At 41.2% G+C, this 14,571-nt stretch carries 14 protein-coding genes; 7 read left to right on the top strand and 7 right to left on the bottom strand.

Annotated features, from left to right (window positions below):
* Positions 1 to 57: 57 nt before the first annotated feature.
* Together rplU and rpmA are read left to right on the top strand one after the other, a co-directional pair.
* Entirely contained in the window at positions 58 to 369 is a 312-nt protein-coding gene (gene rplU, locus E0F88_RS02850) for a 50S ribosomal protein L21 (protein WP_131956449.1), read from the top strand.
* Between the two features lie 77 nt (positions 370 to 446).
* Positions 447 to 731 (top strand): 50S ribosomal protein L27, encoded by a 285-nt coding sequence (gene rpmA, locus E0F88_RS02845; RefSeq protein WP_131956447.1) that lies wholly within the window; start codon positions 447 to 449, stop codon positions 729 to 731.
* Between the two features lie 85 nt (positions 732 to 816).
* Here the strand turns inward: rpmA and E0F88_RS02840 are convergent, their stop codons facing one another.
* The 3 genes from E0F88_RS02840 to E0F88_RS02830 are packed head-to-tail and all read right to left on the bottom strand — an operon-like array spanning position 817 to position 3,779.
* Positions 817 to 2,352, bottom strand: coding sequence for a hypothetical protein (locus tag E0F88_RS02840; RefSeq protein ID WP_131956445.1), 1,536 nt, complete (start codon positions 2,350 to 2,352; stop codon positions 817 to 819).
* Entirely contained in the window at positions 2,349 to 2,882 is a 534-nt protein-coding gene (locus E0F88_RS02835) for an RNA polymerase sigma factor (protein ID WP_131956443.1), read from the bottom strand. The genes E0F88_RS02840 and E0F88_RS02835 overlap by 4 nt, the downstream gene beginning before the upstream one ends.
* A 48-nt stretch (positions 2,883 to 2,930) precedes the next feature.
* Positions 2,931 to 3,779: a hypothetical protein gene (locus tag E0F88_RS02830; RefSeq protein ID WP_131956441.1), complete on the bottom strand. Its 849-nt coding sequence runs from the start codon at positions 3,777 to 3,779 to the stop codon at positions 2,931 to 2,933.
* A gap of 240 nt (positions 3,780 to 4,019) precedes the next feature.
* On the opposite strand from E0F88_RS02830, the gene E0F88_RS02825 reads away from it, so the two are divergent.
* The 4 genes from E0F88_RS02825 (at position 4,020) to E0F88_RS02810 (ending at position 8,082) form a co-directional block, all read left to right on the top strand.
* Positions 4,020 to 4,616, top strand: coding sequence for a NifU family protein (locus E0F88_RS02825; RefSeq protein ID WP_131956439.1), 597 nt, complete (start codon positions 4,020 to 4,022; stop codon positions 4,614 to 4,616).
* Between the two features lie 82 nt (positions 4,617 to 4,698).
* Positions 4,699 to 5,796 carry a hypothetical protein gene (locus E0F88_RS02820; protein WP_131956437.1) on the top strand — a complete coding sequence of 366 codons (1,098 nt, stop codon included), beginning with the start codon at positions 4,699 to 4,701 and terminating at the stop codon, positions 5,794 to 5,796.
* A 19-nt stretch (positions 5,797 to 5,815) separates the two neighbouring features.
* Complete coding sequence (locus E0F88_RS02815) at positions 5,816 to 6,862, top strand: ferredoxin--NADP reductase (protein ID WP_131956435.1); 1,047 nt, start codon at positions 5,816 to 5,818, stop codon at positions 6,860 to 6,862.
* Between the two features lie 155 nt (positions 6,863 to 7,017).
* Positions 7,018 to 8,082, top strand: a complete 1,065-nt coding sequence (locus tag E0F88_RS02810; RefSeq protein WP_131956433.1) for a substrate-binding domain-containing protein — start codon at positions 7,018 to 7,020, stop codon at positions 8,080 to 8,082.
* Between the two features lie 51 nt (positions 8,083 to 8,133).
* On the opposite strand, the gene E0F88_RS02805 is transcribed toward E0F88_RS02810, so the two are convergent.
* The 3 genes from E0F88_RS02805 to rbfA form a co-directional block, all read right to left on the bottom strand.
* Positions 8,134 to 10,725: a M1 family metallopeptidase gene (locus E0F88_RS02805; RefSeq protein ID WP_131956431.1), complete on the bottom strand. Its 2,592-nt coding sequence runs from the start codon at positions 10,723 to 10,725 to the stop codon at positions 8,134 to 8,136.
* An 80-nt stretch (positions 10,726 to 10,805) separates the two neighbouring features.
* A complete protein-coding gene (locus E0F88_RS02800; protein ID WP_131956429.1) occupies positions 10,806 to 12,032 on the bottom strand; it encodes an FtsX-like permease family protein in 1,227 nt (408 codons plus the stop codon).
* Between the two features lie 18 nt (positions 12,033 to 12,050).
* The gene (gene rbfA / locus E0F88_RS02795; protein ID WP_131956811.1) at positions 12,051 to 12,434 is read right to left on the bottom strand and encodes a 30S ribosome-binding factor RbfA; all 384 of its coding nucleotides are present in this window, start codon (positions 12,432 to 12,434) and stop codon (positions 12,051 to 12,053) included.
* Positions 12,435 to 12,618: 184 nt separating this feature from the next.
* Here rbfA and E0F88_RS02790 point away from each other — a divergent pair, with 184 nt between their 5' ends.
* Positions 12,619 to 14,031, top strand: a complete 1,413-nt coding sequence (locus tag E0F88_RS02790; RefSeq protein WP_131956427.1) for a hypothetical protein — start codon at positions 12,619 to 12,621, stop codon at positions 14,029 to 14,031.
* Here the strand turns inward: E0F88_RS02790 and rpiB are convergent, their stop codons facing one another.
* On the bottom strand, positions 14,032 to 14,463 hold the full coding sequence (rpiB, locus tag E0F88_RS02785; RefSeq protein WP_131956425.1) for a ribose 5-phosphate isomerase B: 432 nt from the start codon (positions 14,461 to 14,463) through the stop codon (positions 14,032 to 14,034).
* Positions 14,464 to 14,571 lie beyond the last annotated feature (108 nt).

Below are 14,571 nucleotides of genomic sequence, written 5' to 3'. Positions count from 1 at the left end.
TATCTGTTTATCTTTGCACCTCGAATTTTGAAACAAGTATACCAATAATTAATTAACATGTACGCAATCGTAGAAATCGCAGGTCAGCAATTTAAAGTTGAAAAGGGTCGCGAAATCTTCACGCATAGGCTTGAAGGTGACGTGAACGCTGCACTTGTGTTTGACAAAGTCCTCCTCGTTGATAACGAAGGCGCAGTACAGGTAGGTCTTCCTACAGTGGCAGGAGCTTCTGTAAAAGTAACTGTACTTGAACACCTTAAAGGTGAAAAAGTGATCGTCTTCAAAAAGAAAAGACGTAAAGGTTACAAAGTTAAAAACGGTCATCGTCAGTATTTGACAAGGATCAGCATTGACGAAATAGTAGCGTAATTAAAATTAGTGGCAATGGTATTTAGCCAGAGTCATTCTGTTCACAATCATTAGATTACCATTAAAGTTAAGATATCATGGCACATAAGAAAGGTGTAGGTAGCTCGAGAAACGGACGTGAGTCGGAAAGCAAGCGTCTTGGAGTAAAATTATTTGGCGGAGAACTTGCCAAAGCTGGTAACATTCTTGTTCGTCAGCGCGGAACAAAACACAATCCTGGTAAAAACGTAGGTATCGGTCGTGACCATACTTTGTTTGCTTTGGTTGCTGGTCATGTAGTTTTCCGTAAAACCCGTGCGGACAAGTCTTTTGTTCACATCGAGCCAATCGCTGCTCCTGTTGCAGAAGTTGCAGAAGCATAGTTTAAGATTTTTCATTTACTAATGAAGTAACAAGCCCGCTGGATTTTCCGGCGGGCTTATTTGCGTTCCAACGTTAAACTAATCTCTACTTTATTTTCCAGCGTAAAAAGATCTGTCCGCTTACCGGCTTACTTTTCTTATCCCTGGCCATGTTAGTTAACGGAAAGATTGCTGCGGCACCTATCTTTAAATCTCCCAAAGAATAACCAAGCCCGGGATAAACTGAAATAAAGTAAGGATTAAGATATTTAAATTGATTGGCAGTACCTTTTATCCCAATGAGCGAGTCTGCAATTACCCCTGAGCCGGTTCTGATTGTGGTGCTTTGAAGTAAAGCTCTTTGCTGATATTGCACATTAGCTCCGAGCCCCAAAGACCATCTTTTTGTCAAATGCTGATTGTACTGTAAACCTGCATTTATACCGCTTACTTTAATCAGATTCAGGCTGGTATTAATTCTGTTTCTGGCCGAATCTTGTAACTGAATGGAAGAAGAATCCAGTCTGTTATTATTTCCAAAGTATTGATTAATGGAAGCCTTGATCAGGATTTCTCCGTTGTTTTTCAATGATTTACTGATCCATAAACCAGGAATAAAAGGAAAGTAAACCTGCTGCTTCCCGTTAGCTCCGGTGAAGTAGTGATCATTTTCCTTGCCAGTAACCAACGCACTCCAGTGCATTCCAAAATGGAAGTTTCGAAACAAACTATTTTCTTTTCTGGCAACTGGAAAATTGGATGGAGATGTGGTTTTGTTTAATCCGAAATCAATTATTTTCAGTTTTATGAATGTGGCGTTTAAGTTATTATTCCAGTGAACAGGTCTGATATGCAGATAGTTTGGGCTTAAAAAAATAGCTGATCTACTTGCCTCAATCTTCTGAACAGTAATATTGTTATCAGATAAAGTGGAAAAGCCGGCAGGCGACAATTTCCTATTGGTACTCCCGCTACTGAATGATTTTTTCTCACTATTATAATTTTGAATTCCCGCTTGCAGGTTATCGTGATTTTCGGATAATGGATTTTCGTTTCTTTGGGCGCGACCTGGTGAAGAGGTTATTCTCTCTTTAAAGTTCTTTTTTAATTTTGAATTGCGTTTTAACTCATAACCATTTTTTGAAATTTCTATGTTTGACACATTTTCGGCTCTGGAACTCATGGATGTTTTTTTCGAACCGATGAATTTTTCAGGATTAATGGAAAGTATTGAATCTACATTTTTACCGGATCCCATACTGCTTTCAGAATTTGGCAAATGAGACAGAGCGGACCGATTTGATGGATACTTTCCGGAAAGGTCTGTTTTTCCCGATTCACGTTTATCAATTAGTGAGGGCCTGGTTTGCTTTGAAGTTTCTTTTGTCTCTCTAGATAAATTTGCCTTTTCATTTTTATTAAAATATAGAAAACAGAGCATAATACCGATTATAATCAAAGGAATAGCCATCCAAAGTTTCAGAACTGAAGGTTTGGTACCTTCAGGAGCGGCTTGTTCAGTCTCCGGCATTTGCAAATCCAGCATAGCTTTCATATCAGCCCAGGCGCCATCTGCCGGAACGCCTGGTTCAGGATATTTGCCGTCTGGTTTTTGATTGATATGTTTTTTCTTATCCTTCACCGGTCATTATTTTTTGCCAAAACATCCTTTAACCTTTTTCTGCTTTCATTAAGGTGCCATTTAACGGTTCCGCTCTTAATACCCATTTCCTGTTCTATTTCCTTAATAGAAAAATCTTCAAGATAAAACAAACAGCAAACAGCCCTTGTGACCGGTGGAAGTTTATCCAGACTTATAAAAATGTCTGTCCATCCAGAAGACCCAAACGGATCATAAAGGGTTTCTTCAACAAGATTTTCTGTAAATTCTACTGTTGTATCCGGCTTTCGGTCGCGTAGGATAGTAAGGCAGGAATTCCGCACCACAGTGTAAGTCCAGTTGAAGAAGGATCCTTTTGATGAGTCAAACTGGCTAATGTTTTTAAAAACCTTCATCATCCCGTTGTTTAGAGCGGTCTGGATGTCGTGATCGTCTGCAAAGAATTTTTTGCAAAGATTAAACAGGGCAGGATAAAATTGATAATACAAATCCTTCTGACTTTTACGGTCATTGCGTTTGCATCCTTCTATTGTTTCCTGCAGTTGCTCCATTTAAAATATAAAATCCATTGGAGGCGGAGCCAATGGATTTTATTAAAATTATTTTGTTAAGGTAAGCGTTGAGAATTTAATTCCAGTCGTATAAGGCCAGTTGATGCTGTAACTGTTTCCATTTCTGACTATAAAGCCTTTGTATACCGATCCGTCCAATTCAATTTCCAGGTTTTGCTTTCCTTCCGAAAGAGGATAAATGAAGGTGTCAACGGTTAACTTTTTTGTGCCGGTCTGGCAAAAGCGTGCGCCGGGTTGCACTACATGACTCATGCTGAGCTTGAAATTGCGGCTTTCATTCGCGGAATATTCTCGCCGAAAGTATATGTAACTATTCAGACATTGATACGCTCTTGTGCTTACGATAGTTAATCCAATGCCCGTTCCTGATAATGAATCAATTACGAACGGTGTTATCGTAAACTCGTCACCAGCAAGGCTCAGGAAGACATCGTGCGTGCCAACCGTATCAACCGGCGGCTTAGGCGTAACCGTATCTGCCGGAGGGACGGGCTTAACCGGAACCTGCGGTATTACAGGAACGTGCGTGCTGGTGTCTCCGGCAACATAGGTAGAGGAATCAACGGTTACAGCTGTTCTTGCAACCGTTATCTGATCGGTTGCACTGACAAGATATTTACCGGCTTCACCAAAGAGAATTTTGGCCTGGTAACCGTTACGGAAAATCTGAACATTGCGGTTGGGGCTTACAGTCCACTCCACCTTATCTGCAGATAAGTTCGTTTTAAATGTAAAGGATACCGGTTCGGCTTTTTTTATGGCGCTGGTTTTGGCTGCTTCAAGAGGCACATTGCCTTTGATGTCGTTATTCTGTTCGCAGGAAATCAAGACGATGACCGCCATTATAGCGGCAAATACAATTGCTGACTTTTTCATGAGCATCTATTTTTAAGATAATAAAAATTGCCAAATCAGCTGATCAGCCTGTTGCTTTGGTTTCGAACAGATAAACTACAAGGGTGCAGCCAAAGGTTGGGTATGTTGAAAAAAAATTACGAATGGATAATCATTTCAGGTAACTCACGTCCAATTACGTTTAATAATAAACCAAATTGAAAAGAACCGTGTTGTCAAACAGGAGAAACAGAATCCCTATCACTGACGAATTAATATAACATGTTATCACGCCCCATTTTTGTATATACCGAGTTGAGCCCGAATCCAAATTCGATGAAGTTTGTTTTGAATTTTGAGCTGGCTCCGGATGGTTTATCTTTTGATTACCCTTCTGTGGAATCTACTTTTCAGGAAGGCAGTGCTTCACCGCTTGCATCGGATCTTTTTCAGTTTCCTCACGTAAAAAGGGTATTTATTGCCAGCAATTTTGTCACAATCACTAAAGATGATGCCATTGCCTGGGAAGAGGTTTTACGCGATACCAAGCAGTTTATAAAAATATATTTCGAAGAAAACCATCCGGTTTTTGAAGAAAAAACAATTGAAAAAAATACGGTTATCGTTGATTCAAGAGATTCTGATACTGTTCAGAAAATCAAAGCCGCCTTGGACACTTATGTTCGTCCTGCGGTTGAGTCCGACGGTGGTGCAATCAATTTCCATTCGTTTAACGAAGAATCAGGTGTTGTAAAGGTTTTATTACAAGGCTCATGCAGCGGCTGTCCGTCTTCAACCCTGACTTTAAAAGCGGGGATTGAAAATCTGCTGACCCGTATGGTTCCTGATGTGAAGGAAGTAGTTGCCGAAGGAGTTTAAGATCTGTTTTAGTTATTACAAAGAAACCTTGTCTGACCGGCAGGGTTTCTTTTTTTTGCCGTAATTGGTTAGTTTCGGGTGCATGAAAGATTCGCTGAGTCACTTTATTGAACAAATTGAGATTTCCCAGTCTGCCGGAGATCGTTACTTTCCTGCCGGAATATTTCCTGCATATCGTGTCAATAATTCAATAGCTTATAATCGCCCCGACACCACCATTTTCTTTTCTGCAATTATTGCTTTTACCCTGCAATCAATCAGGCCTAAAACCAGTGCGGTTATTCATAAAAAGATCGACTTGATCTGTGAAAAGGTCATTGGTAATTATCCGGATTTTCAGAATAAGGATGGTTTGAAAACTTACAATTTTTGGAAAACAATACCGTCACGGCATTTTCCAAATGGAAATCTGTTTCGTCATTTTGAACATTTTCGTATTCCTGACGATATCGATGATACCGCTTTTGTTTATCTCACTACAAAACCATCTCAGGAAGAGCTTTTGTGGTTAAAAGAAAAGCTGAAGCTGCACGCTAACGGGGTGCGGCAGTGGATAAAAAATACTTATCCTGAATATAAATCACTCAAAGCATATTCGACCTGGTTTGGTAAAAATATGTATATCGAGTTCGATGTCAGTGTTTTGTGTAATATGCTTTACTGTGTTTTTAAATATGAACTTCCTCTAAATGAAAATGATGAAGCAAGTTTGCTGTACGTCCGTTCCGTTATTGAAACAGATCGTTACCTAAGGGTGCCGTTTCGCTGTGCGCATCAATATCCGCGAACTGCTTTAATTATTTACCATGTGGCCCGTTTGATTGCTGCTTTTGATCCTGAAATTTTAAAAGAAATCAGAAAAAAGCTGATTTACGATACAGTTAAGCTGTTGAATACTGCTACGCATGCAATGGACAGAGTTATTTTATCAACCTCATTGCTGAGACTGGGCGTGAAGCCGGAACGGATTTTGACAGAGAACTTTACAGCTGAGGATTTTAAAGGATTCTATTTTTTTATTGCAGGATTGCTTACGGCCTATGAAAATCCGGTTGTATATAAAATGTCAAACCTTCCGATTTTTCACATGCAATGGATTTGTGAAGCACATTGCTGGACTTTGCTCGCGGAATATGAAGTTTTGTGGAGTTCGGCTGACACGACTCTAGGTAATGTTTAATTGTTACAGGTTTTAATTTATGTCTGATTCAGTTATCAATTTACGGGTTAAGGAGATTATTATTGAAAAATATAATGTTAAAACCTTTGTTTTTGAACAAACTGACGGATTTTCGCTTGTTTATAAAGCCGGCCAGTTTCTTACTTTTTTGATTGAACTGCATGGTCATGAAGTCAGGCGTTCTTACTCCATGAGTTCGGCGCCGGAAGTAGATCTTTTTCCTGCCATCACAATAAAAAGAGTGCCCAACGGGGAAGTATCCCGGTTTTGGCTTGATCATGTGCAAGAGGGAGATGTTTTTAACGCCTTACCACCATCGGGCAGATTTGTGCTTGAAGAATCTGACGGGAAAGCTAGAGATATATTTCTGATAGGAGCGGGGAGCGGCATCACGCCGTTATTCTCCATTTTAAAACAAGCACTTTATTCAGAAGGTGAAAGCGTGGTAACGCTCATTTACGCCAACAGGAACGAAAGTCACACGATGTTTTGGGACAATATCTTAAACTGGCAGCGGCGTTTCCCGGAACGTTTAAAAGTTATTCACATTCACAGTCAACCGCATGACGAATGGAGCGGTATCCGGGGAAGAATTAACAATACCCGACTTGAACAACTGGTAAACAACTCATTGCAATTCCTACGGGAACGAGCCCGGTTCTTTATCTGCGGGCCGTTTGAACTGATGCGATCAATGGAGATTACCCTTCATTACATGGGTTTTTCTTCGGAACAAATCCGAAAGGAAAATTTTGTTATCGAAAAAATGCCGCCTCCGCCACCCGTTTCCAATCCGCATTATATTAATCTCAATTTCAGAGGAAACGCTTACAGGTTACTTGTTCCTGCACATACAACTATTCTGGATGCTGCTCTGCAGGCGGACATTCATCTACCTTACAGCTGCAAGGGTGGAAGGTGCTCGACCTGCGCGGGAATTTGCCAAAGCGGAACATTACATATGAGCGTGAACGAAGTTTTAACAGATCGTGATCTGGCCGAAGGCTGGATACTGACATGTTCTTCTTATGTAGATGGCGATGATGTTACGGTTGAGATTAAATAGAATCCGGTTTGCAAGATTCCTGTTCGTCTTACCAATAGTAAAATGTAAACAAATAGAACGCTAAACGCGGGTAATTTTTATAGCCTTCGTCTTTATAATTGTACTACTTTTGCAGATTTAGCAGATACTGCCTCCAAACAGAATAAAAGATCATTGTGAAAAAGAAAATAGTCAGAATAAAAGATATCGCGGAAAAAGCACAGACTTCGAAAGGAACGGTTGATCGTGTATTACACAACAGGGGGAGGGTGGCAGAAGATGTGCGGGAAAGAATCCTGAAAATTATTAAAGAACTTAATTACGAGCCGAATCTGATTGCGCAATCGCTTAAGTCCCAGCGGACATTTAATATTGCAGCATTAATACCCGATTCTTCGGAAGACTCATACTGGGAAGCTCCGCTGAAAGGTATTGAAAAGGCGGAGAAGGAATTACGTCAATACGGAATCAATATTACGCGTTTTATTTTCAATCCTCACGATGAAAAATCATTTATACTGAAAGCAAAAGAGGCAACAAAGGAAAGTCCGGATGGCGTGTTAATTGCTCCGATTTTTTATAAAGAAGCGTTACCATTTTTTGCAAACTGGAAGAGCCTCCAAATTCCTTACGTACTGTTCAATACACAGATTGAAAGCGTAGATCCGCTTTGTTACATCGGGCAGGATTCTTACAGAAGTGGTTTTCTTGCTGCCAAGATCCTTAGTTTCGGTTTACCTTATCCATGCACCGTTTTGGTTGCGCATATCAATGAAGACATTCCAAACTCGGCTCACCTTATTACCAAAGAAAAGGGATTCCGGGATTATTTCCTGCTCGATGGGCGGGACAAAAAATATAAGGTCGTAAGTAAAGACATAAACTTTATCGAAGGCGGAACACTGGATGCACATCTGGAAGGAATTCAAAAGGAGGAAACCGAGCTTGCGGCTGTTTATGTGACCAACTCCAAAGCATTTGAAGTAGCATCCTACCTCGAGAGAAGTGGTAAAAAGGAAATAAAACTGGTTGGTTATGACCTTTTACCTTCCAACCTGGAATATCTAAATAAGGAAATTATCAATTTTCTGATTAATCAAAATCCGTTGGGACAGGGTTACTGGGGTATTCATCAGTTAGCAAATCATCTGATATTTAAAAAAGATATCCAGCCGATTAAGTTTCTTCCGCTGGATATCATTACAAAGGAAAATCTTGATTATTATCTGGATCCTCAGTGAATTGTTCCATGTCAGAAGTTAACAGTTACTGGTTCACAGTTAGTCCTTATATTAAAATTCGAACTGGCTGTACATTTCTTTAAGTTTTGGCTCGGTTTCTTTGGCGCGGATGTCTTTACGTAAAGCTGTAACGCCTTGGATGTCTGTAAGCAATCCTAAAACCTGGAAAGCACCAAAGCGTACAAAGTATGCTGGATTTTCCCTTGCAAGTCCTTCCAATACAGGTATACTTTGTCTCTGTACATCCTGTTTTGATTTAATCAGGAATTTACCAAAAACCTGAAGAAAATTGTATTTGTCTGTTGGCTTCATCGGTTTCATTTTCTCCAAAAACCACTGGTAGCGTTCCGGTTCGGCAAGTCCTGCGTAATAATTGCCAACCGAAGTGACAATGGCATCATTGGGCGAATCTTCAAACTTCTGTGCAACTTCTTTTGCGTCAGATGGCTGGCCCATCAGGTATTTCTCAATAGCAACAGATACAACCTGGTAGGAACTGTCTTCAAGAGCCTGGCGATAGATACTGTCGCTGTTATTGTCTCCGTAGGAAGCAAGTGTAATGATGGCTTCGGAGCGAACCTGCGGGTGCGGGTCAACGCGGGCACGGTCCTGAATCACTTTTTCGATATCCACAAAACCCTGACCGTCATATTCCGCAAAATTGGAAATTGCCATTTGTCGAAGTTTCCAGAATGGATCTGTCATAGCCTTCACTAGCACGCCTCTTACCGTCGTATCTGCCAGTTTACCTTCCAGCTGCGCAAGTGCCTCATATTTAGCAAGAAAAGTACCTGAATTTTTGTACTGAAATACCATCTCACTGTTTGGCTTCTGATGTTCGATGGTACCCAGTAATTGCGACTCGGCATCAAACAAAACCAGATCCGGTTTTTTGGTTGCGGGAAATTCCAGTGTTTGGTTCGCCTTATCCACCACAACATCATAACGGCTTTTTTTGCCACCAACCCAAACATCTATCTTTAACGGCAGGCGATAAATCGTCGCAGCAAGTGTATCCTGCGTCTGTTTAATTTTAAGAACTACCTTATTGTTTAAGTACTGCTGTTCGACCTTTATCTGCGGATGACCCGGGCGATGAAACCACTGATCAAAAAACCAGTTAAGATCCTGACCGGTTATTTTTTCAAATGACATACGGAGATTATCTATTTCCACCGTACCCCAGGCATTGGTTCTGAGATAATGCTGCAATGAAGCAAAAAATGCTGCATCACCTGTAAGATTCCGGAGCATGTGCAAAATCCGACCGCCTTTTGCATAGGAATGGCTGTCGAACATGTTTTCAGCATCTTTGTAAAAATAACGGATCATCGGCTCCTGCTTGGTTTCAGCTTCACCAAGGTATTGCTTCATTTCAGACAGGTTCTGCCAGTCGGCTTCATTTTTACCGTCGTTATATTCACTCCAGAGGTATTCTGCATAGTTGGCAAAAGATTCATTTAATGGAAGTTGTCCCCATTCTTCACAGGTAACATAATCACCAAACCACTGATGAGCCAGCTCGTGAGCAATAACCCCATCCGAATTTCCGTCGATCAGTGAACGACTGTCGTTTTGTACGCCTTCTTCATGTGTTGTCGCCGTAGTATTTTCCATGGCGCCTGCTACAAAATCTCTTACCGCAATCTGTGCATACTTTTCCCACGGAAAGCTTACACCGAAAATATTAGAAAAGAAACCGATCATTTCGGGAGTTCTTCCGAAAATAGCATGTGCATCTGCGCCGTATTTGGGTTCTACATAATAGCTAAGTTCAAGACCATTTGGCATCATGTCTTTGGCAACAGCAAAATTCCCTACGGCCATCATCACCAGATACGGTGCGTGAGGCAGGCTCTGCTTCCAGTGATCCGTACGCATTCCTTTTTTGTCTTCTTCCTGAGCAACCAGAATTCCGTTCGATAGTGTTTTGTAAGAACTGTCAACGGTCATATAAATGTCCTGAGTAAATCTTTGGTTGGGTGCATCAATTGTTGGAAACCAGCACGAACTTCCATCCGTTTCGCCATGCGTCCAGATTTGTTTTGGCTTATTTTCATCCATTCCGTCGGCGTTGATGAAATACAGTCCTTTGTCTATCGGATGATCTCCTGGCTGGTCACGCGGAATGTCATTTGGTTTTGCTGTATAAGTTATCCTTACAAAAACGTGATCATTTTTGGTATAATCGCGTCCGAGCTTGATGATCAGTTTACGTTTGTCGTAAGTGTATTCGAGTTTTTTTAAAACCAGCTTATTGATTTCTGCCAGAGTAGCCGAACCATAGTCCGATAAACTGTCAAGCTGAACAACCTCTTTTACCTCAAATCCTTTTGCATCCAGTTCCAGTGTATTTTGCGGATAGAAATGCGGACTGAATTTAATAATGGCAGTCGCAGGCATTTGCTGGCGCTGCCAGTCAAACTTCACATCCAGGCGGGTATATTGAATATCGTTTTTAAGAGTACGTTCAGGTCTGTATGGTCCGTTTGGCGTAAGCATGCCGGGTACTCTTCTGTAAAGTGTATCAGCCGGTATAGAATAGCTGTTTGCATTGGCAGCAAAAGCGGCAAATAATAAAGGAATTGCAAAAAGTAGCCAGATTCTGTTCTGTATAAAGCTGTTACTCATTTGACGGGTCATAACCGTTTCTGGTTTGGACGTAAAGTTGAAGTTGTTCAAATTTAATCAGTTAGTATTATTTTTTCAGCCATTGAGCTTGATTAAACACGTTCCATAAGACCGGTTTCGGCTGCCCTTCTGGCCGGAATATAAGATACGGCCACAGTTATGATAACGATAATTGCCCCGGTAAAGAATATATCACCCCAGATTAATTTAACGGGATAGGCATCTACCAGCGAGCTTGCCATGCCCATGGAAACAAAGCCGTATTGCATTTGCAGCCAGCAAAGTCCTGTTCCTAAAATTAATCCGGCCAATGCGCCACTGAATGCGACAATAGCTCCTTCAGCCAAAAATATTTTCCTGATTAATGATGGTGTTGCACCAAGGGCATATAACATGATTACATCTTTTTTCTTTTCAATAGCAAGCATACTCAGGGAAAAGAAAATGTTGATTGCCGCCACTAAAATAATCAGTGACAAGGTTACCGCAACAAATAATTTTTCAACCCGTATTGCCCGAAGCAGATCTGCATTGAGCGCGTCCCGGTCTTTCACCAAAAAATCCTTGCCTAACTTTTCTCCCAATGCCTTACTTACTTTCTTTTCGGAAAATTCGGGTCCTGTCTGAACTTCCAGAGCGGAACGCTGCCCCTGGTATTGCATAAGTGACTCTACGATGGAAAGCGGGGCTATGATGTAGTCGTCGTAGCGGGTTTCAATAAAGAAAATTCCTCCGGGACGGATTGGAATTTGATTAAAAGCCTCAGAAGAAGTTAAATTCAGAGTTTTTGTACCTGAACGAGGGTAGAGCAATTCGATAGGAGTTAGGATTTCAGCCAGGGAAATCGACAGTGCATTTCTAACACCTTCAGCTATAATGGCGTAAGGCGTTCCATTTGAACCATACAATTTTAAGGAACCTTCAATAAGTGCAGAATCAAGCTGACCTCTGGTGATATAACTTTCATCCACACCTTTAAGACGGATGATTGTCTGGAGATTTCCATAACGTGCCAGCGCATTATCCTCAATCACCTGGGTGACCACTTTCACGCCCTCAACAGACCGGACCGCCTTCAAAAGTGAGTCAGAAACATTAAAACGTTTTCCCTCCGTCGGCATTACCCTGATGTCAGAATCGAAGGTTTTGAATATTTTTCGATTCAGATCCTCCATGCCGTTAAATACCGAGAGTACAACAACCATAGCCATTGTCCCCACACCCACACCAGCCATGGCGATGCGGGCAATCAGACTAATAAAACTACGTTTGTTGCGGGAAAAAAAGTACCTTTTGGCAATTCGGTAAGGAAGATCCATTATCAGGCTAGCATGAAATCAATTAGAATCTTCTTCGTCTTCCGGTGGTGCCGGCGGGATAATAATGTCTGAAAACAGCAGATCCATTTTAGCAGCATATTCCGCAGTATCATCAATATAAAATTGGAGATGCGGAACAATCCGTAGCTGGTGGCGAACTCTGTCTGCCAGTTTTTGACGAATGAACTTTGTATTTTCCTGAATCGTCTCCAGAAGGAATTTTTTATTTTTTTCAGGTAAAAAACTGAGGTAAGCTCTTGCTATACCTAAGTCTGGTGTAACCCGCACGGCTGTTATTGTAACAAACGCTCCGCTTGTTAAATGCTGTGCATCTTTTTGGAAAATTTCACCCAGGTCTTTCTGGATCTGTCTTCCTACTTTTTGTTGTCTTTTTGATTCCATTTTGTTGCTGAACGGATGGTGCATGTTTGGTATAATCTGCTGCTGCGAATTCTTACGCGCTACCTGTCATCCGCTATTTCATATTTAAATAACCACAAATATCCATACTTATTTTGTTTTTGTAGAACCCGGCGTTGTAATTTCGTGAAAGTTATTCTGATAGGATACATAACCGACACAATTCTTGCTAAGTTTTTTCAGAGTCAATGCGCGCTATCAGATCATCAGTCTGGTCGTATTTTTCCTTCTGCTCAGGCTTCCGTTCTTTCTTGGCGGAGCACCTTTGCTGATCCCTGAACATAGCTGGATGCTGGTTGGGGAGCAGATGCACCATGGTTTTATGCTTTACAGGGATGTATGGGATAACGTGAGTCCTTTTTCGGGATTGGTTTACTGGCTGCTCGACACACTGTTTGGGAGACAGCAATTGGTATATCAATTGGCTGCCGTAGCAGTTTCACTTGTTCAGATTTTATATTTCAATTATGTAATCCGTGCAAGAGAAGTTTTTCCTGAACGCACATTTATTCCCGGAGCCATCTATGCTCTATTCCTGAATATTTCCTTTGACCTTGGGACTTTGTCGCCTATGCTGATGGCGAACACATTTCTGCTATTTGCATTTGGTTCGATTGTGAAAATACTCGTGAGACGGGAGGTTACCAATCAGGTTTTTGAGATGGGATTATACATTGGTATCGCAACGTTGTTTTATCTTCCGGCTTCTCTGTTTATGGTTTGGGCATTTCTTGCCTTGCTTTTTTATACCGGTTCAACCATCAGGCATCACTTGCTCGGTGTTTTCGGATCTGTTTTTCCTTTGCTGATGGTGGTTCTGTTTTTCTATATGAACAACAGTCTGGAAAGTCTTAACAGAAATTTACTTACCTCTGTTTTTCAGGTAAAACAATATAACCTGAACGACTTTTCATCGCTGCTGGCTTCTTTGCTGCTTCCGCTGGGATTTGGAATAATGGGTTTTATGCGGATTTTTACAACACTGCGCTTTGTGAATTACCAGACCAGGATTCAGCAGGTTATGGCATTGTGGTTTATTATCGCTGTTTTCACTATTCCGCTGATGCAATATCTGGCTCCGATGCAGTTTGTAATATTCATTCCTCCGGCAGCCTTTTTTGCAACGCACTATTTTCAAAGCTTTAAGAAAAAAAGTATAGCGGACGAAGCGCAGTTTATGCTTATGGGAGCGGTAATTATCCTGATTCAGTATCAGGGCTTGAGAGGTGTTCTGCCGGGCGTATCAATGGCAAGATTGGAAAATCTTAGAGTAAAAACCGCTGCATTGCCACCCGACATACAGAAAAAGCGGATTCTTGTTTTAGGGCAGCATTCCGGAGAATATGTGAATAATTTCACAGCAACGCCATACCTGAACTGGGACCTGGCCCGATACGATTTAATGAATCTTGACAATTTCGACAGTGTTATACATGTCTACGATAATTTCCGGAAAGATCCTCCGGATTTTGTCATTGACAAATCTAACATCATGCCGAAATTGTTAAACCGCGTTCCGGCTCTTCAGAAACAATATGAGCAAAGTCCCTGGAAGAATATTTATCAGCGAAAAATTTAACTAACAGGAGATTTTATCAACACGGGTCTGGTGTCTCCCTCCTTCAAATTCGGTATTTAAAAAAGCCTGTACACTTGCCAAAGCAGTTTCCAGCTCAATAAAACGAACAGGCAGACAAATAATATTCGCGTCGTTATGCTGTCTTGCCAGAGGTGCCAGAGGCAAATCCCACACAAGGGCTGCTCTTATTCCCTGGTGTTTGTTGGCAGTGATACAAACGCCCTGCCCACTTCCGCACAAAAGAACTCCTTTTTCAAACTCACCACTTTCTACCGCACTGGCTACCGGATGTGCGAAATCTGCATAATCTGCGGAATCCGTACTGTATGTTCCAAAATCTTTTACCTCGAAACCATTGGTGGTAAGCCAGTTTATTACAGGTTCTTTATAAGGAAATCCTGCATGATCCGAACCGATAGCAATTTTTCTCATTACTTTTTTGTTAATTATAGCCCTTTAATATAAAATAGTATTAAAGATTGAAGTCTGGCTCTTTTGAGTTAAACTTTTGCAAAGTTAATATTATCTGTTCAACAACTA

The sequence above is a fragment of the Dyadobacter psychrotolerans genome, assembly GCF_004349265.1.
Classification (GTDB): domain Bacteria; phylum Bacteroidota; class Bacteroidia; order Cytophagales; family Spirosomataceae; genus Dyadobacter; species Dyadobacter psychrotolerans.
Note: the sequence above shows the minus strand (reverse complement) of the source record. Positions and strands in the feature narration are given on the sequence as shown.